Origin of the sequence: Stenotrophomonas sp. CASM106 (assembly GCF_049384825.1) — a bacterium.
Taxonomy (GTDB): Bacteria; Pseudomonadota; Gammaproteobacteria; order Xanthomonadales; family Xanthomonadaceae; genus Stenotrophomonas; species Stenotrophomonas muris.
In genome coordinates this window covers 120,204-143,990 of record NZ_JBMRFS010000002.1, presented here as the reverse complement: position 1 = coordinate 143,990, position 23,787 = coordinate 120,204, and the positions used below count along the sequence as shown (strand labels likewise).

The following is a 23,787-nucleotide window of genomic DNA, read 5'->3' as shown; positions in this document are numbered from 1 at the left end:
ACCATCGGCCCGTGGTGGCCGCGGCAAAACCAGGCGCCGGAAATGAAATTGCCCGGCGACACAGCCATGTGTCGTACCGGGCAATCGTTACGTCCTTGTCGGCCTGCTGCCGCCCCCTCGCATCCTGCGCTGTGGGGGTAGCGTTGCATCCTGCACGCGGCCGCGTCTGTCCTGTTTGTATCTCAGCCCCTTCCACAGGTCTGTGATGCCACCATCCTGGTGATTGGTGCCGCGTCCTGCGGCGGTCGGTGGTCACGGCCTTCCTGTCCGTGACCGGTGAACCAGCCTCCTGCCGGTTCCGACGATTCCTGCTGTCAGCGCCTGGGTACGGTCCGCACCGGTACCGATCCGGGTACCGGATCCGCCGGCAACAACCTGTTGCCTACGGTGATCCGCTGTCGATTCCGTTCGACGATCGCTTTCCCTATCCCCTTCACCTGCGTCAGGTCCTCGACGCGATGAAATGGGCCGTGTCTGCGCCGGTGCTCGACGATCGCCTCGGCCTTGGCGGCTCCGACCATCGTCAATCCCTGCTGCAGCGCCTGGGCATCGGCGCGGTTGATGTCGATCGGTTCGGCGGCATGCGCCCCAGCGATCCCCATTACCAGCACCAGCGCCCTCAACACGACAAACCAAGGCACGACGTGTATCTCCCTGTGATTCTGGCCGCCCCGACCGGCAATCCCGTCGGCAGGAACAGTGTCCGTCACCACATGTGCACAGCCTATCGGTTTCCCGGATTTCCGTAAGCCAGCCAAATACCCGACGTGATGTAGGAAAAACCCTACCCGCGGCACAGGCGTAGAATGGCCGGATCAGCCCATGCAACCGGAGTTTCAGATGGACAGCGCCAAGCTCGGCCAATTCGTCAATGACAAGTGGGACAGCGAAATCGTCCCGCAGTTGGTCGACTACATCCGCATTCCCAACAAGTCGCCGATGTTCGACGCCAATTGGGTGCAGAACGGCTACATGGAACAGGCGGTCACCCTGATGGAGAACTGGGCCAAGGCCCAGCAGCTGCCCGGCCTGAAGGTTGAGGTGGTGCGCCTGGAAGGCCGTACCCCGCTGATCTTCCTGGAAATTCCGGCTACCGGCGCCGAAACCGGCGACGACACCATCCTGCTCTATGGCCACCTGGACAAGCAGCCGGAAATGACCGGCTGGGACGACGACCTCGGCCCGTGGACCCCGGTCCTGCGCGGCGACAAGCTGTACGGCCGCGGCGGTGCGGACGACGGCTACGCGATCTTCGGCTCGCTGGCTGCGGTACTGGCACTGCAGGCCCAGGGCCTGCCGCACGCCCGCTGCGTGGTGCTGATCGAAGCGTGTGAAGAGTCCGGCAGCTATGACCTGCCGGCCTACGTCGACCACCTGGCCGACCGCATCGGCAAGCCGTCGCTGGTGGTCTGCCTGGATTCGGGCTGCGCCAACTACGACCAGCTGTGGTGCACCACCTCGCTGCGCGGCCTGACCGGCGGCAATTTCACCGTGAAGGTGCTCAACGAAGGCGTGCATTCCGGCGATGCCTCCGGCGTGATCCCGTCCAGCTTCCGCCTGCTGCGCCAGATCCTTTCGCGCATCGAAGACCAGGACACCGGCCGCATCCTGATCGACGGCATGAACGTGGAGATCCCGGCCGAGCGCCTGGAACAGGCCAAGCGTGCCGCCGAAGTGGTGGATACCGAGATCTTCGAGAAGTTCCCGATGGTCGACGGCCTGCGCCCCATGAACGAGGACCTGACCGAGCTGGTGCTCAACCGCACCTGGCGCCCGGCGCTGTCGGTCACCGGCGTCGGTGGCATGCCGCCGCTGGAATCGGCCGGCAACGTGCTGCGTCCGCAGACCTCGGTGAAGCTGTCGCTGCGCCTGCCGCCGACCGCCGATGGCAAGACCTGCGGCGAGCTGCTGAAGGAAGCACTGCTGCGCGACCCGCCGAACGGCGCGCAGGTCACCCTGGACCTGGAAAAGGCCTCCACCGGCTGGAATGCCCCGGCGATGGCGCCGTGGCTGACCCAGGCCATCGACGACGCCAGCCAGGCCTTCTTCGGCAAGCCGGCGATGTACATGGGCGAAGGCGGCTCGATCCCGTTCATGGGCATGCTGGGCGAGAAGTTCCCGGGCGCGCAGTTCATGATCACCGGCGTGCTCGGCCCGCACTCCAATGCGCATGGCCCGAACGAGTTCCTGCACATCCCGATGGGCAAGAAGGTCACCGCCTGCGTGTCCAAGGTGATCAGCGAGCACTACGCCGCCAGCCTGCGCGGCGAGACCAGCGGCTCGCCGGTGGCTGCCGACAGCGGCACCCGCCACGGCGACCACGGCTGCTGCTGATCCGGCACTCGTGACGGACGCAGCCTGGCCTTGCTAGGCTGCGTCCACACTCAAGCGGAATCCGCGCGCATGAATGGTCTGTTCGGCAGCAGCAGCTGGCTGTACATCCTGCTGGTCGGCTTCTTCGTCGGCCTGCTCGGGCGTTTCTTCATGCCCGGCAACAACCGCATGGGCTGCCTGCTGACCATCGTGCTGGGCATCCTTGGTGCCCTGCTGGCCGGTTGGTTCGGCCAGTACATGGGCTGGTACGCCCCCGGCGAACCGGCCGGTTTCCTCGGCGCGGTGGTGGGCGCGGTGGCCGTGCTGGCCGTCCTGCGCCTGTTCAGCGGTCGCCGCTGACGCCGCTCCCCCTTCCCTTCCTGTTGCCGACGTTGGCGCGCCCGGCGCGCCCGGATATGCCCGCATGACCGAACCCGCCTCCGATCCCCAGCGCAGCGCGCAGCGCCTGCAGTGGGCCCGTACCCAGCTCGATGATGCCAACGCGGTGGTCGAACGCGCTTCGGTTGACGCCGGCATGCGCAGCTACTGGCGCACCACCAGCACGCGCGGCAGCCACATCGTGATGGACGCCCCGCCGGGGCTGGAAGATCCGCGGCCGTGGCTGCGCATGCGCGGCCTGCTGCACGACAACGGTCTGCGCGTGCCCATGCTGCTCGCGCAGGACCTGGATGCCGGCTTCCTGCTGCTGGAAGATCTCGGCGGCCCGACCCTGGCCAGGATCCTCGACGAGCGCAACGCTGACGAATGGTTCGGTCGTTCGATCGAGCAGCTGCTGCGCCTGCAGGCGATCCCGGTGCCGGCCGACTTCGGCCAGTTCGGCGAAGCACTGCTGCAGCGCGATGCCGGCCTGTTCGACGAATGGTTCCTGCAGCGCCACCTGAACCTTGAACTGGACTGCGGCGAGATCGAAGGCCTGCAGCTGGTGCATCGCCGCCTGATGGACAACGCGCTGGGCCAGGCCCAGCTGATGACCCACCGCGACTACATGCCGCGCAACCTGATGCCGGTCGACGACGGCCCCGCAGTGCTGGATTTCCAGGACCTGGTGCGCGGCCCGATCGCCTACGATGCGGTGAGCCTGTTCAAGGACGCCTTCCTGAGCTGGCCACTGCAACGCGTGGACGAATGGCTGGCGCAGTATCACGAGCGCGCCCGCGACACCGGCCTGCCGGTGCCCGACCGCGCCACCTTCCTGCGCGATGCCGACTGGATGGGCATCCAGCGCCACGTGAAGATCCTGGGCCTGTTCTGCCGGCTGCGTTACCGCGACAACAAGGGCCATTACCTCGACGACGCACCGCGCTTCATCACCTATCTGGATGAAGTGCTGCCGCGCTACCGCGAGCTGGCACCGCTGCAGCAGCTGCTGGACGACCGCATCAAGCCGGCGCTGGCCGAGCTGGGTGCACCGATGCGCGTAGCCCGATGAAGGCACTGGTCTTTGCCGCCGGCCTCGGCGAGCGCATGCGCCCTTTGACCCTGCACACGCCCAAGCCGCTGCTGGAAGTGGCTGGCAAGCCGTTGATCGTCTGGCACCTGGAACGCCTGGCCGCACTCGGCGTGCGCGAGGTGGTGGTCAACACCGCATGGCTGGCCGAACAGTTCCCGGCGACGCTTGGCGATGGCAGCCAGTGGGGCCTGCGCCTGCATTTCCTGTACGAAGGGCAGACCCCGCTGGAAACCGGCGGCGGCATCCTCAACGCCCTGCCGGTGCTGGGCGATGCCCCGTTCCTGGTAGTGAACGGCGACATCTGGACCGATTTCGATTTCGCCACGCTGCCGCGCGAGCCGCAGGGCCAGGCGCACCTGGTGCTGGTCGACAATCCGGTTCAGCACCCGAATGGTGACTACCGCCTGGATGCACAGGGGTTCCTGCACCACGACCGCGAAGGACCATGCCTGACCTATGCCGGCATCGGCGTGTACCGTCCTTCGATCGTGGCCGACTGGCGCGCGGTGATCGGCGATGCGCCGGGCAGCGAGCGACTGCCACCGAAGTTCTCGGTGGTGCCGCTGCAGAAGCACTTCATGGCGCAGGGGTTGATGACCGGGCAGCACCATCGCGGGCGCTGGACCGACGTCGGCACCGTGGATCGCCTGCGCGCGCTGGATGCGGAGTTGGCGGCGAACGGCTGAGCCCCTCGTGGTTGGACGTTTTGAGAGCAGTAGCCTTGCTTGGCCGGGCGGGGTGGATTCGCGGGGGACGCCGTGAACCCGTCCCTGGGGGCTTGGCCGCGGCATCCATGCCGCGGACACCCCCGCGAACCCACCCCGCCCGGCCTCAGACAGTTTCCGTGGGCGTCCAGCCACGGAAGAAAGAAAGAAAAGCAAAAGCGGGTCGCTTCGCTCTGGTGACGACCAACGGTCGTCACCCACCATAAGCAAGACACGTATCGACCAAGGTCGACACCCACCAACAGCAGTGCAGTACAGAGACCAGGCAGATCGCGGGAACCTGTCGAAGGCGGGGTGGCTCAGGTTGCGGGGGCGTGAGCGCCATGGATGGCGCGATCGAGGCTACAGGGACGTACTTGCGCCGTCCCCCGCAACCTGAGCCACCCCGCCTCCCCTCAGGAAGCCAGCTTTTGACGTTGCTGTTGAAGTTGCCGGCCAGCGGCCGGCACTACCGCGGGTGCAGGGCGCAGCCCTGCCGAACAACATCCCTCAGTAACGAGGCCGGCCTTCTTCCAGCACCTGGCGCAGGAACGGCACGGTGATCCGCCGCTTCGCCGCCAGCGATTCGCGGTCCAGCCAGTCCAGCAGGGTGATCAATCCACCCAGCTCACGGCCGGTGTGCGACAGCAGCCACTCGATGGCCGCTTCGTCGATGGCCAGGCCGCGTCGCAGTGCACGCTCGCGCAGCACGGCCGCCCGCCCTTCCTCATCCAGCGGCTGCAGCAGCACGCGCACGCACTGGCCCAGCCGCGAGCGCAGGTCCGGCAGCACCAGGCCCAGTTCGCCCGGCGCCTTCTGTGCCGTGTACAGCACGGTCACGCCCGCAGCGCGCGCACGGTTGTGGAAATCGAACAGCGCGATCTCATCCTCGCGGTTGCCGGCAACCTCGTCCAGGCCGTCCAGCGCCACCAGTTCGCGCGCTTCCAGCCCATCAAGCGCCGCACGGACACGGCCGGCGGCGCTGGCCAGCGGCACGTACGTCGGCAACCGTCCGGCCTGCTCGGCGCTGGAGCACATCGCCAGCGCCTGGTGGGTCTTGCCGGTTCCCGCCGCACCTTCCAGGTAGACCCAGTCGTGGCTGGCGCCAACTGCGATCGCGCGCAGCTGCGCCAGCGCGCCATCCGGCGCGCCGATGAAGGTCTCCAGGCGCTGGTCCCGCGGGTAATGCAGGGCCAGCGGCAGTTGCGGCACACCCATCACTTCAGGTCGGGGCCCTTGTCGTCCGGAACGATGATATGGGGCGCGTCGACCACGCCATCAAGCACGATCGCCGGCTTCTCGCCCACGTACAGTTCGCTCTGCCGATAGCGCTGGTGGGCATAGCGCAGCAGCACGTTGGTCACCGCCGCTACCGGCAGCGCCAGCAGCATGCCGAGGAAGCCGAACAGCTGGCCGCCGGCCATCACCGCGAAGATCACCGCCACCGGGTGCAGGCCGATCTTGTCGCCGACGATGCGCGGGGTCAGCACGTAGCTTTCCAGCAGCTGGCCCACGGTGAACACCACGCCGACCAGGATCAGCAGCTTCAGGTCGAAGCCCTGCGCCTGCACCAGCGCGGCGATCACCGCCATCAGCACGCCGGTGGTCGCGCCCAGGTACGGGATGAAGCTGATCAGGCCGGCAATCAGGCCGATCAGCAGGCCCAGCTTGAGGCCGACCAGCGACAGGCCACCGGCGTAGATCACGCCCAATGCCAGCATCACCAGGAACTGGCCGCGGATGAACGCCCCCAGCACTTCGTTGGACTCACGCGCCAGCGCGCTGATGGTGCCGATGTGGTTGCGCGGGATCACCGAGGCCACCCGCTCGACCAGCTTGTCCCAGTCGCGCAGGAAGTAGAACGCCAGGATCGGCAGCAGCAGGATGTTGACCACCCAGGTCACCATCGCAAAGCCCGAACGCGAGACGTAGCCCATGAACGTGGTGGCGAAGCCGCCGGCCTGCTGCCAATGGCTGCGCACCCATTCGATCAGGCGGTCCGGGTCCAGCCACTGCATCACTTCCAGGCCGGTCTTGTGCTCGAACCAGGGGATGCCGGTCTGCATCAGCCACGCCTGCGCCTGCGGCGCGGCCGCGATCAGGGTGGTGATCTGGCGCTCGATCATCGGCACCAGCACCAGCAGCAGTGCCACGATCACCAGCACCATCGCTGCGAACACCAGCACCACGCCGGTCATGCGCGAGCGGCCGGTGGCCTCGATGCGGTCCACCAGCGGGTCACCCAGCCAGGCCAGCGCCAGTGCCAGCACGAACGGGGTCAGGATCGGCGCCAGCAGCCACACCACCCAGCCGATCAGGCCGGCGAACAGGATGTACTTCAGCCGGCGCAGGAACTGCGCGATTTCAGCTTCCGGGCTCAGGATCATCGCAGGCGGTACTCGTTGCTGACCGGCGCGGCCACCGGGGCACCGGTGGTGTCATCGATCGGGGTCGGCAGGGCCGGCAGCGGCGCGCTTGGCACCAGCACGCCATTGTCGCCAAGCATGCGGTTGAAGCCGGCCAGGCCGGTGGTCATCTCCACGCTCAGCTCCAGTTGGCCGGCCGTGGCGTGCAGCGGGGTGACGTTGCGCACCACCGGCACCTCGCGCAGGCCAGCGGCCAGCCGCAGGTAGTCATCGGCGCTGTTGATGCCGGTCACCACCAGGCGGTAGGTGCCGGCCTGGCCGACGGCCACGCCGGCCTTGGCATAGCGCTTGACCAGCGCATCGGCGGCACCGTCGGCACCGGCGGCCATCGCGCGCATGGCGTTGGCGTCCTTGCTGGTCCACTTGTTCAGTTCGCGGCCGTTGTCGACGAACACCCAGTCCGCCTGCCAGCCACCGTTGGCGCGGTACAGCTTGCCGATCAGCTGCATCGGCGGCGAGTAGCGCGAGGAGGCACGGGCCACGGCCGCGCTGTCCTGGCGCCAGATGGCACCGGCCAGGGCCTGTTCGGCAGCACCGCCGCTGGGCAGGCCCAGCTTGTAACCCCGCTCGATGGCGCGGTTCAGCAGCGGGCGGGCGGCATTGGCCTGCTGCACGCTGACCAGGCGCGGGCCACTGCCGTCGTCGACGGCCAGCCACAGCACCGGCTTCGGTCGCGGCTGCGGCCACAGCGGCAGGCCCAGCGCCGAGACCAGCGAATCGACATCGTCCTCGCGGAAGCGGGCCACCAGCAGGGTCCGGAAGCTCGGTGCGCCGCTGGCACCCACGCTCTGGTCCTGCTTGTAGTCGTAGCTGGCCACGTAGTCCTTGGCATTGCGCAGCGCCTGCACCACGCCGGGGCGTGACATCACGTTGCGGTCGCCGGACAGCTTGCCCAGCACCACGCTCAGGGCACGGGCCAGGGCACCGTTGCGATCGGCCTCGGCCTGGCTGTTGACGGGCACTTCGGCCTCGTAGGCCCCCGAAGCGGTGGCGACATCTCCCTCGGTGCGCAGGCCGCTCTGGGCCATCGTGGCCACCGGCAGGCTCAGTGCAAGGAGCAGGGTCAGAATCAGGCTGCGGCGCATCAGGACATCCATTGGCTCGACGAATCCGGGGGAATTGTTGCCCGAATACGGCCTTTGCGCCAATGCGGCCTGTTAAAATCGCTCATTCAACCCCTGCCAGCGCCGACGCCCGTGACCAACACCCCGTCTTCCGCCCCTTCCCCCCTCACCTACCGTGACGCGGGTGTCGACATCGACGCCGGCAACGCGCTGGTCGAGCGGATCAAGCCCCTGGTCAAGCGCAGCTTCCGCCCGGAAGTGATGGGCGGCCTGGGCGGCTTCGGCGCCCTGTTCGACCTGTCCAACAAGTACCGCGAGCCGGTGCTGGTGTCGGGTACCGATGGCGTGGGCACCAAGCTGAAGCTGGCCCACCAGCTGAACCGCCACGATACGATCGGCATCGACCTGGTCGCCATGTGCGTGAACGACGTGCTGGTGCAGGGTGCCGAGCCGCTGTTCTTCCTGGACTACTTCGCCACCGGCAAGCTGGACATCGACACCGCCGCAGCGGTCGTGGGCGGCATCGCCAACGGCTGCACCGAGGCCGGCTGCGCGCTGATCGGCGGCGAAACCGCTGAAATGCCCGACATGTATGCCCCGGGCGAGTACGACCTGGCCGGCTTCACCGTCGCCGCGGTCGAGAAGAGCGAGCTGAAGGACGGCGCCAGCGTGGCCGCCGGCGACGTGCTGATCGGCATCGCCTCGTCCGGTCCGCACTCCAACGGCTACTCGCTGGTGCGCCGCATCTACGACCGCGCCGGCCGCCCGGCCGACCTGGAGCTGGAGGGCGGCGTGAAGCTGGTCGACGCGCTGATGGCACCGACCCGCCTGTACGTGAAGCCGATCCTGGCGCTGCTGAAGTCGCACGGTGCCGCCATCCACGGCATGGCCCACATCACCGGTGGCGGCCTGACCGAGAACATCATCCGCGTGGTGCCCGACGGCCTCGGCCTGGACATCCAGGCCTCGTCCTGGACCCTGCCGCCGGTGTTCCAGTGGCTGCAGAAGGAAGGTGCCGTGGCCGATAGCGAGATGTGGCGCACCTTCAACTGCGGCATCGGCTTCGTGCTGATCGTGGCAGCCGACCAGGTCGCCGCCGTGTCCGAGGCGGTCAAGGCGCAGGGCCTGGACCACTGGACCATCGGCCAGGTGGTCACTGCTGAAGGCGCCGAGCGCGTCCACATCGGCTGAACCCGGCCCCGAGGAGCCCGCATGGACGCAATGCCCCCGCTGCCCCCTACCCCCGTGCCGCCGCCAACGACGGCGGTACCGGCGTTCAGCCCCCAGGACGCCGACCACCTGCGCATGCTGTCAATCGCGCACTACGTGGTCGGCGGCCTGATCGCGCTGTTCTCGCTGATCTTCATCGTCCACATCGTGCTCGGCGTCACCGCGCTCACCGGCAACCTGCCGATGAACTCCGGCGGCCAGCCCTCGTCGCCGGCCGAACAGCGCGTGTTCGGCTGGATGTTCGTCGTGATCGGCTGTGTCATCGTGTTCGGTGGCGTCACCCTGGGCGCGTTCGTGGCCTACGCCGGCCGTTGCCTGGCCCGCCGCCGCCGCTACCTGCTGTGCCTGATCGTGGCCGGGCTGGCCTGTCTGTTCACGCCGATCGGTACCGTGCTGGGAGTACTCAGCCTGATCACGCTGCTGCGTCCGCAGGTCAAGGCCGCGTTCGACACAGCGGGCACGGCGGCATGACGAGCCCGGGCGCACCGCCGCCGCTGCCGCAGCAGACCCTGGCGCACCTTCAGCTGGGCAGCCACCTGCAGACGCTGAAGGTGCTGTTCTACGCGCTGGCGGTTTTCCACTGGATGGCCGCGCTGGCCTTCCTCGGTTTCATCGGCCTGGTTGCCAGCTCGCGCGGGCTGGACGATGGCGCGGTACTGGCCACCGTGTACGGCGTCGTTTCAGTGCTGGCTGCCGCGCTGGGCTTCGTGCAGCTGCACACCGCGCGCCTGCTGTCGCGCCGCACCGGGCTGGCCTGGTGCCAGCGCGCGGCCTGGCTGGCGGTGCTGGCCGGCCCGCTGGGCATGGCCCTGACCGCCTATGCCTGGGTGTTCCTGTCCAAGCCTGACATGGCCGCCCTGTTCGACCGCGGCGACCATCTCCGCGTCTGAACTTGCCGGCAGACGCCCCGCCCTTTCCTGATCGACTTCCCATGTCCGCGCCTGCCCTCCCCACGACCGCTTCGCCCAGCGCCTTCCGTTTCTCGCGCCCCAAGAAGCTGGCCTTCGCTGCCGTACTGGCGGTATTCGCGGTCAGCTGGATCCAGCCGCTGTGGCCCACCGAGCAGGCGCTGCACAGCACGCTGACCGTGATCGGCCTGGGCGCCCTGCTGTGGGTCGACCGCCGGGGTGGCTGGCTGGGCAACGGTGCCTTCATCGCGATCTGCGGCTTCATCGCGCTGCACTGTGTGGCCGCCCGCTGGCTGTACTCGAACGTTCCCTACGACGCGTGGACGCAGGCGCTGATCGGCTGGTCGCCGAATGCGGCGTTCGGCTGGCAGCGCAATCATTTCGACCGCCTCATCCACTTCCTGTTCGGCGTCTGTTTCACGCCGGCACTGCTGCAGCTGGCACGTCACGCCTGGCCGGCGCTGCGCCGCGGCCAGGCCTTCACCCTGGCGGTGATGACGGTGATGTGCGCCAGCCTGGTCTACGAGTGGTTCGAATGGGCCATCGCGCTCGCCCTGTCGCCGGACGCCGCCGAGGCCTACAACGGGCAGCAGGGCGACATGTGGGACGCCCATGCCGACATGCTGATGGCCACCGTGGGCAGCGTGCTGACCTGGCCGCTGATCCGCCGGAGTACCCCGCAATGACCGCGCCCACCCGCATTGCCGTGCTTGCCTCCGGCCGCGGCAGCAACCTGCAGGCCATCCTCGATGCCATCGCTGCGGGACGCCTGCGCGCCGAGGTCGTCGGCGTATTTTCCGACCGCCCGGCCGCCGCCGCGCTGCAGCGGGTCAGCGCCAACCTGCGCTGGGCGCATGCGCCGAAGGAATTCCAGGACCGCGCCGCCTACGAGCAGGCACTGGGCGACGCACTGGCCGCGGTCGCACCGGACTGGATCGTCTGCGCCGGCTACATGCGCATACTCGGCGCCGCCTTCGTGCAGCGCTTCAATGGCCGCCTGGTCAACATCCACCCGTCACTGCTGCCGCTGCACAAGGGGCTGGACACGCATGCGCGGGCACTGGATGCAGGCGATGCCGAGCACGGTGCCAGCGTGCACCTGGTCGTACCCGAGCTGGACGCCGGCGCCGTGCTGGCCCAGGTGCGGGTACCGGTGCTGCCCGGCGATGACGCCGACACCCTGGCCGCGCGTGTGCTGGCGGTGGAGCATCCCCTGCTGATCGCCACGCTGCAGCTGCTGTGCGCCGGCCGCCTGACTGAACGGGAGGGCCAGCCGCAACTGGACGGTCACCCCCTGTTTAGCCCGCTGGCCCTAGATTCCGCCGGGAACCTGAACCGGTAACGCCCACGCACACGCCCCGCTGACTGCGGGGCTGGCATCCTGCCCACCTCCTGCGGCTCCTCTCTTCCATGAAGATCACGACCCTGCTGTCCACTTCACTGCTGCTGTCGCTTGTCGTGCTTCCCGGCGTGGGTTGGGGTCAGGCGCAGGCGCCTGCCGCCTCGCCGGCTCCGGCTCCGGCGCCGCTGCCAGCGGTGCAACCGCCGGCCGAAGCGGCGGCCCCGGCCCTGCCGGCCTTGGCGTGGGAACCGCCGCCGCTGCAGCCGTTCAGCGCCACCTACCAGGCCTTCTACAAAGGCAAGGAGGCCGGCGACGCCAGCATGCAGGTCACCCATACCGGCGGCAACCAGTGGCGGGTCGACATGCAGGTGGTCGGCCGCCGCGGCTTTGCCAGCGTGCTGGGCCTGAACATCGAGCAGAGCACGGTGTTCGAGGAGCGCGCCGGCGCCTATGCACCGCTGAGCCAGAGCACGGTGCGCAAGGGCCTGTTCCTGGGCAAGAAGGCGGTCGGCACGTACAACTGGCAGGCCGGTACCGCGCAGTGGACCGGCGACGTCGAGAAGAAGCGTGCGCAGCCGATTCCGCTGCAGCCGGGCGACCAGAGCGCCCTGCTGATCAACCTGGCGATCATGCGGGATGCCCGTCCGGGTGCCACCATGCACTACCGCTACGTGGACATGGGCAAGGTCCGCCAGCACGACTACCAGGCCGCGCCGCAGACCGAGAACGTCGAGGTCGGCGACCTGTCCTACAACGCGCTGCGGGTCTACCGGACCAACGGCGGCAACAACGAAACCATCCTCTGGATCGCCAACGGTGTCCCCACCCCGGTGCGCATCCTGCAACGCGAAGACGGCGAAGACCGCGTCGATCTGCGCCTGATCGAATACCAAGGAGTCTGAGCATGAGCACCCTGACCCGCCCCCTCACCTGGATCGCTGCAGCCGCGCTGTCGGTGGCCAGCCTGCCGGCCATGGCCCTGCAGCCGTTCAAGGCCGATTACCTGGCCAGCTACATGGGCATGCAGGCCAATGGCAGCATGACGCTGAGCAGCGAGGGTGCCAACAAGTGGCGCTACACGCTGCAGGTGAAGAACCAGCTGGCCGACCTGAGCCAGAGCACCGTGTTCGAAGAAGTGCGCGGCCAGCTGCGTCCGCTCAGCAGCCAGGACCGTTCGGCGCTGCTGGTGAAGAAGCGCAACGTGCAGGCCAACTACAACTGGACCAGCAACCAGGCCACCTGGACCGGCGACATCAAGCCGGACCGCGCTGGACCTATCGCACTGAAATCCGGTGACATGGACGCGCTGCTGATCAACCTGGCGATCGCCCGTGACCTCGCCGCCGGCAAGCCGCTGACCTATCGCATGGTCGACGAAGGCCGCATCAAGAACATGACCTACCGCGTGATCGGCAAGGAGTCGATCACCGTGGGCGGCAAGAGCTACGAAGCGACCAAGGTCTCGCGTGCCGACGGCAACAAGGAGCTGATCGCCTGGATCGTGCCGGAGTTCCCGGTGCCGGCGCGCATGCTGCAGCGGGAGAACGACCGCGATGCCCTGGACCTGACCATCAAGGCGATGAACTGAGTGCCGGGGTCGGATCCCATCCCCTCGGGGATGGGCTCTGACCCCGGTTGTGTGGCTGGGGTCGGAGCCCTTTCCGATGGAAAGGGATCCGACCCCGGGCCCCGCGAAAAGAAAACGCCCGCTTTCGCGGGCGTTTTTCTTACTTCTTTTCTTCGGCCGCCGCCGGCTTGAACTCGGTACGGCAGTCCACGCGGATCTGCTCGCCGGTGCTGCGCCAGACGAAGGTGCGGCAATGGCGGTTGCCATCCTGGCTGTCATTCACCGCAACCGCATAGAACGACTCGATGATCTCGTCGCGCGAGACCGTGCCATCGCCATTCCAGTCCATGTCCTTCTGCTCGATGCCCTGGGTGATGGCGATGTTGGCGTACCAGGCGTAGCCCAGCCACGCCAGCACGATCAGCACCAGCGCCAGCAGCGCCTTGCGACGCGGGCTGAACTTGCCGCGCAGGATCATGGCACGCGCCGGATGGTGGCACCGAGCGAAGACAGCTTCTCTTCGATGTTCTCGTAGCCACGGTCAAGGTGGTAGATGCGGTCGATGGTGGTCTCGCCGCTGGCCATCAGGCCGGCCAGGATCAGCGAGGCCGAGGCACGCAGGTCGGTGGCCATCACCGGTGCGCCACTCAGGTGCTCGCTGCCCCGCACGATGGCGGTGTGGCCTTCGACCTGGATGTCCGCGCCCAGGCGCAGCAACTCGTTGACGTGCATGAAACGGTTTTCGAAGATCGTTTCGTTGATCACGCCGACGCCGTCGGCCACGCAGTTGAGCGCCATGAACTGCGCCTGCATGTCGGTCGGGAACGCCGGGTACGGTGCGGTGGTCAGGTTGACCGCCTTCGGCCGCTTGCCCTGCATGTCCAGGGTGATGGTGTCGTCGGTGGTCTCGATCTTCGCACCGGCTTCGACCAGCTTGGACAGCACCGCGTCCATGGTGTTCGGGCGCGCACGGTTGACCGTGACCTTGCCGCCGGTCATCGCCGCAGCCACCAGGAAGGTGCCGGTCTCGATGCGGTCGGGCAGCACTTCATGGCGGCCGCCGGACAGGCGCTCGACGCCTTCGATGACCAGGCGGGCAGTGCCCAGGCCTTCGATCTTCGCGCCCAGCGCGATCAGGCAATGCGCCAGATCGGTCACTTCCGGTTCCATCGCACAGTTGTCGAGGATGCTGGTGCCTTCGGCCAGCACCGCGCCCATCAGCACGTTCTCGGTGCCGGTAACGCTGACCATGTCGAAGGTGAAATGGCCGCCCTTCAGGCGCTTGGCCGTGGCCTTGATGAAGCCGTTCTCGACCACGATCTCGGCGCCCAGCGCCTGCAGGCCCTTGATGTGCTGGTCGACCGGACGCGAGCCGATCGCGCAGCCGCCGGGCAGCGACACTTCCGCCGCGCCGAAGCGGGCCAGTAGCGGGCCCAGCACCAGGATCGAGGCGCGCATGGTCTTGACCAGCTCGTACGGGGCAACATGCTGGTTGACCGGACGCGGGTCGACCACGATCGCACTGCCGCGCGACAGCGTGCCCTGGTCGATGGTGACCTTGGCACCCAGTTCGCCCAGCAGCTTCACCGTGGTGACCACATCGTGCAGGTGCGGCACGTTGGTGATCTCCACCGGCGCATCGGCCAGCAGGGTCGCGCAGAGAATGGGGAGGACGGCGTTCTTGGCGCCGGAGATGCTCACTTCACCGTGCAGCGCAGCGCCGCCGGTCACAACGATCTTGGCCATGTATTCGGGATCTTCTGCGGTTCAGCCGGCTTCGGCCGGGGTCACGGTTTTCAGCGCCAGCGCGTGGATCGCGCCGCCCATCAGGTCGCCCAGGGTGGCATAGACCATCCGGTGGCGGGCCAGCGGCATCTTGCCGGCAAAGGCCTCGCAGACCACGGTCGCTTCGAAATGCACGCCATCGTCGCCCTGCACGTCGGCGCGGGCGCCGGGCAGGCCGGTTTCGATCAGGTTGCGGATGGTGTCGGCGTCCAACGGGCTTTCCTAATAAAATGTGCCTCCATTCTACTTCCGCTGCGTGGCGTCCGCATGGCCGAATCCCTGTTGCCCCCCCGTTCCGTCGACCCTGCCGGCCTGGTCGCCAGCGGCCGCCGCGTCTTCGAGATCGAGCGGCAGGCGCTGGATGCCGTGGCCGACCGCCTCGGCGAGGCCTTCCAGCAGGCTTGCCAGGCGATCCTGGCCAGCCGCGGCCGGGTGGTCGCCACCGGCATGGGCAAGTCCGGGCACATCGCCCGCAAGATCGCCGCTACGCTGGCCTCCACCGGCACTCCCGCGTTCTACGTGCATCCGGGCGAAGCCGGCCATGGTGACCTGGGCATGATCACCGAGGCCGACGTGGTGCTGGCCCTGTCCTATTCGGGCGAATCGGACGAAGTGCTGATGCTGCTGCCGGTGCTCAAGCGCCAGGGCAACGTGCTGATTTCCATGACCGGCCGCCCGCAGTCCAGCCTGGCCACCGCCGCCGATATCCACCTGGACGTCAGCGTGCCGGCCGAGGCCTGCCCGCTGGCGCTGGCGCCGACCTCCAGCACCACCGCCTCGCTGGCGATGGGCGATGCGCTGGCCGTGGCCCTGCTCGACGCACGCGGCTTCACCGCCGACGATTTCGCCCGCTCGCACCCGGCCGGCAGCCTCGGCCGCCGCCTGCTGCTGCATATCACCGACGTCATGCACACCGGGGAGGACCTGCCCAGCGTGGGGGCCGACGCCAGCCTCAGCGAGGCGCTGGTCGAAATGAGCCGCAAGCGGCTGGGCATGACCGCCGTGGTCGATGCCGACGGTGTGCTGATCGGCCTGTTCACCGACGGTGACCTGCGCCGGGCGCTGGACAGCGCGCTGGACGTGCGCACCGCGAAGATCGCCGATGTGATGACCCGCAACCCACGTACCATCGGCGCCGACCAGCTGGCGGTGGAGGCTGCCCGGCTGATGGAGACCCACAAGATCACGGGCCTGATCGTGGTTGACGACCAGGGCCGGGCGGTCGGTGCCCTGAACATTCATGACCTGTTGCGGGCCCGGGTGGTTTAACCGACAGTCCGTAGACCCCATTCAGTCTGTACCGTCCCAACCCGAATCCACCGAGCCTGCCACCCTGATGCCCTGGTCCCCCCTGCCCGCCTTCCCCGCCCACCTGCATGCCGCCGCGGCCCGCGTCCGCCTGGCCTGCTTCGACGTGGACGGCACCCTCACCGACGGTCGGCTGTACTACGACAAGGACGGCAACGAGAGCAAGGCGTACTTCGTGCAGGATGGCCTGGGCCTGAAACTGCTGCAGCAGCACGGCATCCACCCCGTGCTGATCACCGCGCGCAACAGCCAGTCCGCGCTCAGGCGCGGCGCCGACCTCGGCATCGATACCCAGATCGCCGTGGGCGACAAGCTGGCCAGCGTGCAGGCGCTGTGTGCGCAGCACGGCATCGGCCTGGAGCAGGTGGCCTTCATGGGCGACGACCTGCCTGACCTGGCACCGCTGGGCGCGGTCGGCCTGGCGGTGGCGCCGGCCAACGCCCACCCGTGGATCGCCGAGCGCGTGCATTGGCAGACCCGCGCCGATGGCGGACGTGGTGCAGCCCGTGAGCTGTGTGACATCCTGCTGGCCGCGCAGGGCCATGTGGACGCGGTCCTGGCGAGGTTCGGCGCATGAACCTGCCGAGCCTGAACTGGCGCACCCTGCTCGGCATCGGCCTTCTGCTGGCGGCCCTGCTCAGCAGCTGGGCGGCCCTGCACAACCGCGACAAGGGTCCGGCCACTGCCGGCCAGGATGTCGGCGTGGACTACGTCCTGCACGACTTCCAGGTCGTCGCCCTGGATGAGCACGGCAAGGAATCGACCACCCTGCGCGCACCGTTGCTGGAGCGCCAGCGTGGCGACCAGACCATCAACATCGCCACGCCGCTGTTCGAGATGCCGGACAAGGATGGCAAGCACTGGACCCTGCGTGCCGAGACTGGCTGGCTCAGCGCCAAGGGCGACCAGATGAAGCTGCGCGGCAACGTCGCCGGCGACAGCCCGGCCGATCCGGGCGTGGTGCCGACCACCTTCCGCACCGACCACCTGGACGTGTTCCCGAAGGAGAACCGTGCCCGCACCGATGCGCTGGTCACCATGACCCGCCCCGGCATGGAACAGTCCGGCGTTGGCTTCGAGGTGGATTCGAAGAACAACACGTATCATTTCCTCAGCCAGTCCAAGGGCCGTTACACGCCCCGACGCTGATTCCGCCGCCCTCCTGCGACGTCCCCGGACAGGCGCAAGGCAGGCAGCCCACCCATCCGCCCCCGGTTTCCCGGGTGGCCCCACCGGTAGAACGGACCCCGATGAAGATTCCCTTTGCAGCCGTACTCGCGCTCGGTCTCCTTGTTCCCAGCGCTGCCTTTGCCAAGTCCACCGACCGCAACGAGAACATGAACATCGACTCCGGCGCGCAGTCGGGCGTGCTCACCGGCGATGGCAAGACCGTGCTCTCGCAGGGCGTGACCGTCACCCAGGGCTCGCTGGACATCCGCTCGTCCGAAGCCGAGATCTACCTGAAGGACGGCGAGGCCGTGCGTGCGGTGTTCACCGGCAAGCAGGCCACGATGAAGCAGCAGCTCGACGATGGCACCTGGATGGACGCGGTGGCTGATCGCATCGACTACGACATCAAGACCGAGATCATCACCCTGACCGGCAACTACAAGGTCACCAGCGCGCGCGGCACCAATGCCGGCCAGCGCATGGTCTACAACACCCGTAGCGGCGAAATGAATTCCGGTGGCGATGGCAGCCGCGTGCGCACCGTCATTCCGCCGAAGAACAAGAACGCGGCGGCACAGCCGGCGGCCACGCCCAAGGCGGCGGCGCCGGCCAGCACGTCGGCCAAGCCGGCCGGGAGCAAGAAGTAATGCTCGTCGCCAAGGGCCTGCGCAAGCGCTACAAGCAGCGCGAAGTCGTGAAGGACTTCGGGCTGACCCTCGACGCCGGTGAAGTGGTGGGCCTGCTCGGCCCCAACGGTGCCGGCAAGACCACCTGCTTCTACATGATCGTCGGCCTGGTCGCCGCCGATGCCGGCAGCATCGTGCTCGACGGCAAGGACATCACCAGCGATCCGATGTACACCCGTGCCAAGCAGGGCGTGGGCTACCTGCCGCAGGAGCCGTCGGTGTTCCGCAAGCTGACGGTGGCCGACAACCTCCGCCTGGTACTGGAGCTTCGCGAAGACCTGGATTCGGCCGGCCGCGAACGCGAATTGAACAGCCTGCTCGACGAGCTGCAGCTGGGCCATGTGGCCGACCAGCTCGGCGCCAGCCTGTCCGGTGGCGAACGTCGTCGCTGCGAGATCGCCCGCGCACTTGCCGCGCAGCCGCGCCTGATCCTGCTCGACGAACCTTTTGCCGGTGTCGACCCGATCTCGGTGGGTGAAATCCAGCGCATCGTCACCCATCTCAAGCAGCGTGGCATCGGCGTGCTGATCACCGACCACAACGTGCGCGAGACCTTGGGAATCTGCGACCGCGCGTATATCCTCGCCGAGGGCACCGTGCTGGCCCAGGGCTCGCCGGAGGCGATCCTGGACAACGCCGACGTACGTCGCGTCTACCTTGGGGACTCCTTCAAGCTGTGACCGCAGGCGCCGGGTCCCTTTCCTTCCGTTCGGCACAGGCATGAAGACTCGGCTGCAGACATCGTTGGGACAACAGCTGGTGCTCACGCCCCAGCTGCAGCAGGCGATCAAGCTGCTGCAGATGTCCACGACCGAGCTGGAGCTTGAAATCGCCCAGGCCGTGGAGAGCAATCCGCTGCTGGACTGGGCCGACAGCAACGACAGCAGTGCCGCCAATGAGGGCAGCGACAGCACCGAGGCCGACGCGCCCGCCGAACGCACCGACAACGGCGACGACTGGGCGCCGGCCGAACTCGACTGGAGTGCCGCCGGCAGTGGTGGCAGCTTCGACGATGACGATGACACCGGCAGTGCCGCCGAGCGCGTGGCGGAAACCGAAACGCTGGCCGACCACCTGCTGTGGCAGCTGCACCTGTCGCATCTTTCCACGCATGACCGCAGCATCGGCGCTGCACTGATCGATGCGCTGGACGACGATGGTTACCTGCGCGAACCGCTGGCCACCATCGCCGAAACCCTGCTGCCGGCGGTCCATGCCGGTGAGGATGAAATCCTCGCGGTGCTGCATCGCATCCAGCGTTTCGACCCGGTCGGCGTTGCCGCGCGCACGCTCGGCGAGTGCCTGCAGCTGCAGCTGGACGTGTTGCCTGCCGACACGCCGGGGCTGGCGCTGGCGCGACAGATTGCCGCAGGCCCGCTGGAACGGCTGCCGCGCAGTGGCGTCTCCGGGCTGGCGCATGAACTGAAACAGCCGCTGGACGAGGTCGAGACGGCGGTCGCGCTGCTGCGCTCGCTGGACCCGCGTCCGGGCACGCAGATCGCGCCGCTGTCGCAGGACACCTATGTGGTGCCCGACGTGGTGGTGTGGCGGCAGAACGGCATCTGGCGCGCAGCGCTGGCGGCCCATGCCGGGCCGAAGGTGGTGATCCACCGTGGCTACGAACAGCTGATCCGCCGCTGTGGCGAGGCCGACGCCGGCTACCTGCGCGGCCAGCTGCAGGAGGCGCGCTGGCTGCTGAAGGGCCTGCAGCAGCGCGGCGAAACCCTGCTGCGGGTGGTGCGCAGCCTGATCCTGCAACAGGCCGGCTTCCTCGAATTCGGCGAGCAGGCGCTGCGCCCGCTGACCCTGCGCGAGATCGCCGCCGAGCTGGGCCTGCACGAATCCACGGTGTCGCGCGCGATCGCCCGCAAGCACGTGCGCACGCCGCGCGGCACCCTGCCGCTGCGCGCCTTCTTCGCCTCGGGCATCGATACCGAAGGCGGTGGCGAGGCGTCCAGCACGGCCATCCAGGCGATGATCCGCCGCCTGATCGACGACGAGAACCCGCGCAAGCCGCTTTCTGACGCCAAGCTGGCTGACCTGCTCAAATCGTCGGGAATTCCAGTAGCGCGACGCACCGTGGCGAAGTATCGTGAAGCCATGAACATTTCCGCCTCGCACGAAAGGGTCAGAATCGCTTGACGCGCCGCCGCGCCCGGCGGAGAGGTTCATTGGCACATCCGAACACAGGAGAAACCCGATGCGCATCGAAACGTTTGGCAAAGACGTCGAAGTCACCCCGGCCCTGCAGTCCTATGTAGAGGAGAAGCTGGCCCGGATCGGAAAACACTTCGACCAGCACTGCGAAGCGCGGGTGACCCTCAAGCTGCAGAAGACCGAACACCACGTCGACGCCAGCCTCAACATTCCGGGGCAGACCCTGCACGCCGAGGCGGGCGGCCAGACCATGTATGCCGCGATCGACCTGCTTGCGGACAAGCTTGACCGCCTGGTCATCAAGCACAAGGAGAAAAAACAGCAGCACGCACCGCTGCCGGTGGGCGACAATGGTGGCTGATCGCCACCGTTCCCCGCAGACATGCCCCTGACTGACCTCCTGGCGGCCGTGCAGACCCAGCTCTGCACGGCCACCGACCGTGACAGCGTCCTGCAGGCCGCCGCCGGGTTGCTGGCCTGCCGCCAGGCCAACGCCGAACAGATCTATCTGAACCTGTGCCAGCGCGAAGCCCTGGGCAGCACCGCGATCGGCCACGGCATCGCCATCCCCCACGGCCGCGCGCCGACCCTGGACCGCCCCCGTGGCGCCCTGCTGCGACTGGCGACCCCGGTCGATTTCGGCGGCGACGAACCGGTGGACCTGGTGTTCGCGATGGCCGTCCCCGCCCACTACACCCACCAGCACCTGATGCTGCTGTCCGAGCTGGCCGAGCTGTTTTCCGCACCGGACATCCGCCAGGCCCTGCGCGAAGCCGGCGATGCCCGGGCGCTGCGCGAGGCGCTGGACATGACCCCACCTGCGAGTGCCGCATGAATACCAGCATCACCGCCCGTGAACTGTTCGAACAGCAGCGCGAGCGGCTGGGGCTGCGCTGGGCCGCTGGCAAATCCGGTGAGAAACGCGAGCTGGAGGCCGGCAACACGGTCTCGCGGCGTCCGTCGCTGGCCGGCTACCTCAATGCGATCTATCCCAACAAGGTGCAGATCCTGGGCACCGAGGAACTGTCCTGGCTGGACGCGCTGGAACCCCGCCAGCGTTGGGAGACCATCGAGAAGATCATGCAGTCGCATCCGCTGGCGCTGGTGCTGACCCGCAACCAGGCGTGCCCGGAAGACCTGCGCGCGGCCGCCGATGAATCCGGTACACCACTGTGGCTGTCGCCCAAGCGCGGCCACGAACTGCTCAACCACCTGTCCTACCACCTGGCGCGCACGCTGGCGCCGCGGGTGATCCTGCATGGCGTGTTCATGGAGATCTATTCCATCGGCGTGCTGATCACCGGTGAGGCCGGGTCGGGCAAGAGCGAGCTGGCGCTGGAGCTGCTAAGCCGCGGCCATCGCCTGGTGGCCGACGATGCGCCCGAATTCACCCAGATCGCCCCGGACGTGCTCGACGGCACCTGCCCCGAACTGCTGCAGGACCTGCTGGAAGTGCGCGGCCTGGGCGTGCTGAATGTGCGCGAGATGTTCGGCGACACGGCTGTAAAGAAGAACAAGTACCTTCGGCTGATCGTCCACCTGACCAAGCCGATGACCGAACCCACCCCGCATGGCTACGAGCGCCTGACCGGCGACTCGGGCACCCGCCATGTGCTGGACCTCGACGTTCCGCTGATCACCCTGCCGGTGATGCCCGGCCGCAACCTGGCCGTGCTGACCGAAGCCGCCACCCGCCTGCACATCCTGCGCACCAAGGGCATTGATCCGGCAGCGATGTTCATCGCCCGCCACAGCAATCTGCTGGAACGGCGAACACCCTGATTCCCCTGCCCCTCGAAGAGCCTGTCCATGAGCACCGCCACCCCCTCCGCCCCGACCCTGATCATCGTCAGCGGCCTGTCCGGCTCGGGTAAATCCGTCGCCCTGAAGACCTTCGAGGATCAGGACTACTACTGCTCGGACAACCTGCCGATCCACCTGCTGCCGGACTTCGTGCGCAGCCTGCTGGCCAACCACGACGGCAGCGCGCCGCGCCGGCTGGCGGTGGGCATCGACGTGCGCGGCCAGGCCGACCTGAGCCAGCTGGGCGACTGGCGGCAGCTGGCCACCGACGCCGGCGTGGAAGTGAAGGTGCTGTTCTTCGAGGCCAGCGACGAAACGGTGCTCAAGCGCTATGCCGACACCCGCCGCCGCCATCCGCTGAGCCAGCTGGGCCTGTCATTGCCCGAGGCGATCGCCCGCGAGCGCGAGCTGACCGCGCCATTGCGCCGCGAGGCCGATGCGGTGATCGATACCAGCAACCTCAACGTGCACCAACTGCGGCGGCGGATCATCACCGAGTTCGCGATGGACCATGCCACCGGCCTGTCGCTGCTGTTCGAATCATTCGCCTACAAGCGCGGTGTACCCGCCGAGGCGGACTTCGTGTTCGATGCGCGGGTGCTGCCCAATCCACACTGGGATCCGGACCTGCGTGCGCTCAGCGGCCGCGAACCGGGTGTACGCGACTACCTGGAAGCGCAACCGGACGTGCAGCGCTACCTGGCCCAGCTGATGGACTTCCTCGATACCTGGCTGCCGAAACTGGGTGATGGCACCCGCAGCTACGTGACCGTGGCGTTCGGCTGCACCGGCGGCAAGCACCGCTCGGTGTTCCTGGCCGAGCGCATGGCCCGGCATGCCCGCGAGATGGGCTGGCAGGACGTGGCGACGTACCACCGCGAACAGGATTGAGGGTGGCCGGCCGGGCTGCGCCCGGCACCCGTCGGTAGTGCCGGCCGCTGGCCGGCAACAGCAACAGCAACAGCAAAAGCGGCATTCCGTGGGATGGCGGGGCGGTGTGGGTAGGTGTCGACCTTGGTCGACACGATGGATCCACACCATGCGTGGATGAATCGCTGCCAGGCATCGAAAAACGCATGGGGTCGGATCCCTTTTCCAGGGGAAAAGGGCTCTGACCCCGATAACGCTGAATACGGGACACAGTGCCCCTCATCTGCTGCTATCGCCGATTCACCTTGACCTGTTAACGTGCAGTAATGACCTGTGGCATTCTCCTCGTAACACATCCCGGGGTCGGGACCGCCCTGCTTGACGTGGCGACCCGGCTCCTGCGGCAATTGCCGCTGAAAACCGAAGCTTTCGAAGTACCGTTCGACGCAGACATGGACGCCCTGCTCCCGCTCGCCTCGGCCGCCCTGCGGCGGGTCGACAGTGGTGAGGGCGTGCTGATCCTGACCGACCTGTACGGCGCCAGCCCCGCCAACCTTGCAGGGCAGCTGGCCCGGCTGGGAACCCCGGTTCGCCGGGTGTCGGCGCTGAGCCTGCCGATGTTGCTGCGGGTGATGAATTATCCGGAACAGGGACTGGATCAACTGCCCGCCACAGCCGCGGCGGGTACCCGTAATGGAGCGATAGTCGACGATGCTTGAACGAGAACTCACCGTCAGCAACCGCCTGGGCCTGCATGCCCGGGCCACCGCCAAGCTGGTGCAGACCCTGGCGCCGTTCCGCTGCAACGTGACCATGGCCGCCAAGGGCCGTGAGATCAACGCCAAGAGCATCATGGGCGTGATGCTGCTGGCCGCCGGCCAGGGCACTCCGGTCACCGTGCGCATCAACGGCGAAGATGAAGCCGCCGCGATGGAGGCGGTGGTGGGCCTGTTCGAACGCCGCTTCGACGAGGACAGCTGAGC

General features: G+C 67.8%; 30 protein-coding genes. 23 read left to right on the top strand and 7 right to left on the bottom strand.

Going from position 1 to position 23,787, the window contains the following annotated elements; all coding sequences use genetic code 11:
- Window positions 1-314: 314 nt before the first annotated feature.
- Complete coding sequence (locus tag VG556_RS04420; protein WP_024958219.1) at window positions 315-641, bottom strand: ComEA family DNA-binding protein; 327 nt, start codon at window positions 639-641, stop codon at window positions 315-317.
- Window positions 642-840: 199 nt separating this feature from the next.
- On the opposite strand from VG556_RS04420, the gene VG556_RS04415 reads away from it, so the two are divergent.
- From VG556_RS04415 to murU, 4 genes are all read left to right on the top strand, one after another.
- A complete protein-coding gene (locus VG556_RS04415) occupies window positions 841-2,334 on the top strand; it encodes a M20 family metallopeptidase (RefSeq protein WP_032957377.1) in 1,494 nt (497 codons plus the stop codon).
- A gap of 69 nt (window positions 2,335-2,403) precedes the next feature.
- The gene (locus VG556_RS04410; RefSeq protein WP_005415577.1) at window positions 2,404-2,673 is read left to right on the top strand and encodes a GlsB/YeaQ/YmgE family stress response membrane protein; all 270 of its coding nucleotides are present in this window, start codon (window positions 2,404-2,406) and stop codon (window positions 2,671-2,673) included.
- Window positions 2,674-2,737: 64 nt separating this feature from the next.
- Window positions 2,738-3,763: an aminoglycoside phosphotransferase family protein gene (locus tag VG556_RS04405; RefSeq protein ID WP_014646249.1), complete on the top strand. Its 1,026-nt coding sequence runs from the start codon at window positions 2,738-2,740 to the stop codon at window positions 3,761-3,763.
- Window positions 3,760-4,470, top strand: coding sequence for an N-acetylmuramate alpha-1-phosphate uridylyltransferase MurU (gene murU / locus VG556_RS04400; protein ID WP_049408158.1), 711 nt, complete (start codon window positions 3,760-3,762; stop codon window positions 4,468-4,470). Before VG556_RS04405 ends, murU begins: the two co-directional genes overlap by 4 nt.
- A 528-nt stretch (window positions 4,471-4,998) precedes the next feature.
- Here murU and hda read toward each other — a convergent pair.
- The 3 genes from hda to VG556_RS04385 are packed head-to-tail and all read right to left on the bottom strand — an operon-like array spanning window position 4,999 to window position 8,011.
- Window positions 4,999-5,706: a DnaA regulatory inactivator Hda gene (hda, locus tag VG556_RS04395; RefSeq protein WP_014646247.1), complete on the bottom strand. Its 708-nt coding sequence runs from the start codon at window positions 5,704-5,706 to the stop codon at window positions 4,999-5,001.
- Window positions 5,706-6,875, bottom strand: coding sequence for an AI-2E family transporter (locus tag VG556_RS04390; RefSeq protein ID WP_053496371.1), 1,170 nt, complete (start codon window positions 6,873-6,875; stop codon window positions 5,706-5,708). Before VG556_RS04390 ends, hda begins: the two co-directional genes overlap by 1 nt.
- The gene (locus VG556_RS04385; RefSeq protein ID WP_100449571.1) at window positions 6,872-8,011 is read right to left on the bottom strand and encodes a DUF2066 domain-containing protein; all 1,140 of its coding nucleotides are present in this window, start codon (window positions 8,009-8,011) and stop codon (window positions 6,872-6,874) included. Before VG556_RS04385 ends, VG556_RS04390 begins: the two co-directional genes overlap by 4 nt.
- Window positions 8,012-8,110: 99 nt before the next feature.
- Here VG556_RS04385 and purM point away from each other — a divergent pair, with 99 nt between their 5' ends.
- The 7 genes from purM (at window position 8,111) to VG556_RS04350 (ending at window position 13,046) form a co-directional block, all read left to right on the top strand.
- On the top strand, window positions 8,111-9,169 hold the full coding sequence (gene purM / locus VG556_RS04380; RefSeq protein ID WP_057495024.1) for a phosphoribosylformylglycinamidine cyclo-ligase: 1,059 nt from the start codon (window positions 8,111-8,113) through the stop codon (window positions 9,167-9,169).
- Between the two features lie 21 nt (window positions 9,170-9,190).
- Window positions 9,191-9,679, top strand: coding sequence for a hypothetical protein (locus VG556_RS04375; protein WP_032957615.1), 489 nt, complete (start codon window positions 9,191-9,193; stop codon window positions 9,677-9,679).
- The gene (locus VG556_RS04370) at window positions 9,676-10,098 is read left to right on the top strand and encodes a hypothetical protein (protein ID WP_049405380.1); all 423 of its coding nucleotides are present in this window, start codon (window positions 9,676-9,678) and stop codon (window positions 10,096-10,098) included. Before VG556_RS04375 ends, VG556_RS04370 begins: the two co-directional genes overlap by 4 nt.
- Before the next feature lie 41 nt (window positions 10,099-10,139).
- On the top strand, window positions 10,140-10,802 hold the full coding sequence (locus VG556_RS04365; RefSeq protein WP_100449570.1) for a DUF2238 domain-containing protein: 663 nt from the start codon (window positions 10,140-10,142) through the stop codon (window positions 10,800-10,802).
- Window positions 10,799-11,458, top strand: coding sequence for a phosphoribosylglycinamide formyltransferase (gene purN / locus VG556_RS04360; protein WP_014646240.1), 660 nt, complete (start codon window positions 10,799-10,801; stop codon window positions 11,456-11,458). The genes VG556_RS04365 and purN overlap by 4 nt, the downstream gene beginning before the upstream one ends.
- A gap of 68 nt (window positions 11,459-11,526) precedes the next feature.
- The gene (locus VG556_RS04355; RefSeq protein WP_100449569.1) at window positions 11,527-12,360 is read left to right on the top strand and encodes a DUF3108 domain-containing protein; all 834 of its coding nucleotides are present in this window, start codon (window positions 11,527-11,529) and stop codon (window positions 12,358-12,360) included.
- 2 nt (window positions 12,361-12,362) lie between these two features.
- Window positions 12,363-13,046, top strand: a complete 684-nt coding sequence (locus tag VG556_RS04350) for a DUF3108 domain-containing protein (protein ID WP_014036249.1) — start codon at window positions 12,363-12,365, stop codon at window positions 13,044-13,046.
- A gap of 139 nt (window positions 13,047-13,185) precedes the next feature.
- Here the strand turns inward: VG556_RS04350 and VG556_RS04345 are convergent, their stop codons facing one another.
- The 3 genes from VG556_RS04345 to VG556_RS04335 are packed head-to-tail and all read right to left on the bottom strand — an operon-like array spanning window position 13,186 to window position 15,023.
- On the bottom strand, window positions 13,186-13,503 hold the full coding sequence (locus VG556_RS04345) for a hypothetical protein (RefSeq protein ID WP_032957609.1): 318 nt from the start codon (window positions 13,501-13,503) through the stop codon (window positions 13,186-13,188).
- Window positions 13,500-14,771, bottom strand: coding sequence for a UDP-N-acetylglucosamine 1-carboxyvinyltransferase (murA, locus tag VG556_RS04340; RefSeq protein ID WP_423179977.1), 1,272 nt, complete (start codon window positions 14,769-14,771; stop codon window positions 13,500-13,502). Before murA ends, VG556_RS04345 begins: the two co-directional genes overlap by 4 nt.
- Window positions 14,772-14,792: 21 nt before the next feature.
- Window positions 14,793-15,023: a BolA family protein gene (locus VG556_RS04335; protein ID WP_005408396.1), complete on the bottom strand. Its 231-nt coding sequence runs from the start codon at window positions 15,021-15,023 to the stop codon at window positions 14,793-14,795.
- Window positions 15,024-15,077: 54 nt separating this feature from the next.
- Here VG556_RS04335 and VG556_RS04330 point away from each other — a divergent pair, with 54 nt between their 5' ends.
- The 12 genes from VG556_RS04330 to VG556_RS04275 all read left to right on the top strand — a co-directional run bounded on the left by VG556_RS04330 (window position 15,078) and on the right by VG556_RS04275 (window position 23,785).
- Window positions 15,078-16,079 carry a KpsF/GutQ family sugar-phosphate isomerase gene (locus tag VG556_RS04330; RefSeq protein ID WP_014646236.1) on the top strand — a complete coding sequence of 334 codons (1,002 nt, stop codon included), beginning with the start codon at window positions 15,078-15,080 and terminating at the stop codon, window positions 16,077-16,079.
- 67 nt (window positions 16,080-16,146) lie between these two features.
- Entirely contained in the window at window positions 16,147-16,695 is a 549-nt protein-coding gene (locus VG556_RS04325; protein WP_014036245.1) for a KdsC family phosphatase, read from the top strand.
- Window positions 16,692-17,267 carry an LPS export ABC transporter periplasmic protein LptC gene (gene lptC / locus VG556_RS04320; protein ID WP_100449568.1) on the top strand — a complete coding sequence of 192 codons (576 nt, stop codon included), beginning with the start codon at window positions 16,692-16,694 and terminating at the stop codon, window positions 17,265-17,267. Before VG556_RS04325 ends, lptC begins: the two co-directional genes overlap by 4 nt.
- A gap of 101 nt (window positions 17,268-17,368) precedes the next feature.
- A complete protein-coding gene (gene lptA, locus VG556_RS04315; RefSeq protein WP_032959333.1) occupies window positions 17,369-17,935 on the top strand; it encodes a lipopolysaccharide transport periplasmic protein LptA in 567 nt (188 codons plus the stop codon).
- Window positions 17,935-18,654, top strand: coding sequence for an LPS export ABC transporter ATP-binding protein (gene lptB / locus VG556_RS04310; RefSeq protein WP_005415558.1), 720 nt, complete (start codon window positions 17,935-17,937; stop codon window positions 18,652-18,654). Before lptA ends, lptB begins: the two co-directional genes overlap by 1 nt.
- Before the next feature lie 40 nt (window positions 18,655-18,694).
- Window positions 18,695-20,116: an RNA polymerase factor sigma-54 gene (locus VG556_RS04305; protein WP_100449567.1), complete on the top strand. Its 1,422-nt coding sequence runs from the start codon at window positions 18,695-18,697 to the stop codon at window positions 20,114-20,116.
- Window positions 20,117-20,174: 58 nt separating this feature from the next.
- On the top strand, window positions 20,175-20,492 hold the full coding sequence (gene hpf, locus VG556_RS04300) for a ribosome hibernation-promoting factor, HPF/YfiA family (protein ID WP_005415556.1): 318 nt from the start codon (window positions 20,175-20,177) through the stop codon (window positions 20,490-20,492).
- A gap of 21 nt (window positions 20,493-20,513) precedes the next feature.
- Window positions 20,514-20,966, top strand: a complete 453-nt coding sequence (locus VG556_RS04295; RefSeq protein ID WP_032130191.1) for a PTS sugar transporter subunit IIA — start codon at window positions 20,514-20,516, stop codon at window positions 20,964-20,966.
- A complete protein-coding gene (gene hprK / locus VG556_RS04290; RefSeq protein ID WP_005408388.1) occupies window positions 20,963-21,913 on the top strand; it encodes an HPr(Ser) kinase/phosphatase in 951 nt (316 codons plus the stop codon). Before VG556_RS04295 ends, hprK begins: the two co-directional genes overlap by 4 nt.
- A gap of 27 nt (window positions 21,914-21,940) precedes the next feature.
- Window positions 21,941-22,825, top strand: a complete 885-nt coding sequence (gene rapZ, locus VG556_RS04285) for an RNase adapter RapZ (protein ID WP_014646231.1) — start codon at window positions 21,941-21,943, stop codon at window positions 22,823-22,825.
- 305 nt (window positions 22,826-23,130) lie between these two features.
- Complete coding sequence (locus VG556_RS04280) at window positions 23,131-23,523, top strand: PTS sugar transporter subunit IIA (protein ID WP_032958481.1); 393 nt, start codon at window positions 23,131-23,133, stop codon at window positions 23,521-23,523.
- A complete protein-coding gene (locus VG556_RS04275; RefSeq protein WP_005408385.1) occupies window positions 23,516-23,785 on the top strand; it encodes an HPr family phosphocarrier protein in 270 nt (89 codons plus the stop codon). The genes VG556_RS04280 and VG556_RS04275 overlap by 8 nt, the downstream gene beginning before the upstream one ends.
- Window positions 23,786-23,787: the final 2 nt, after the last annotated feature.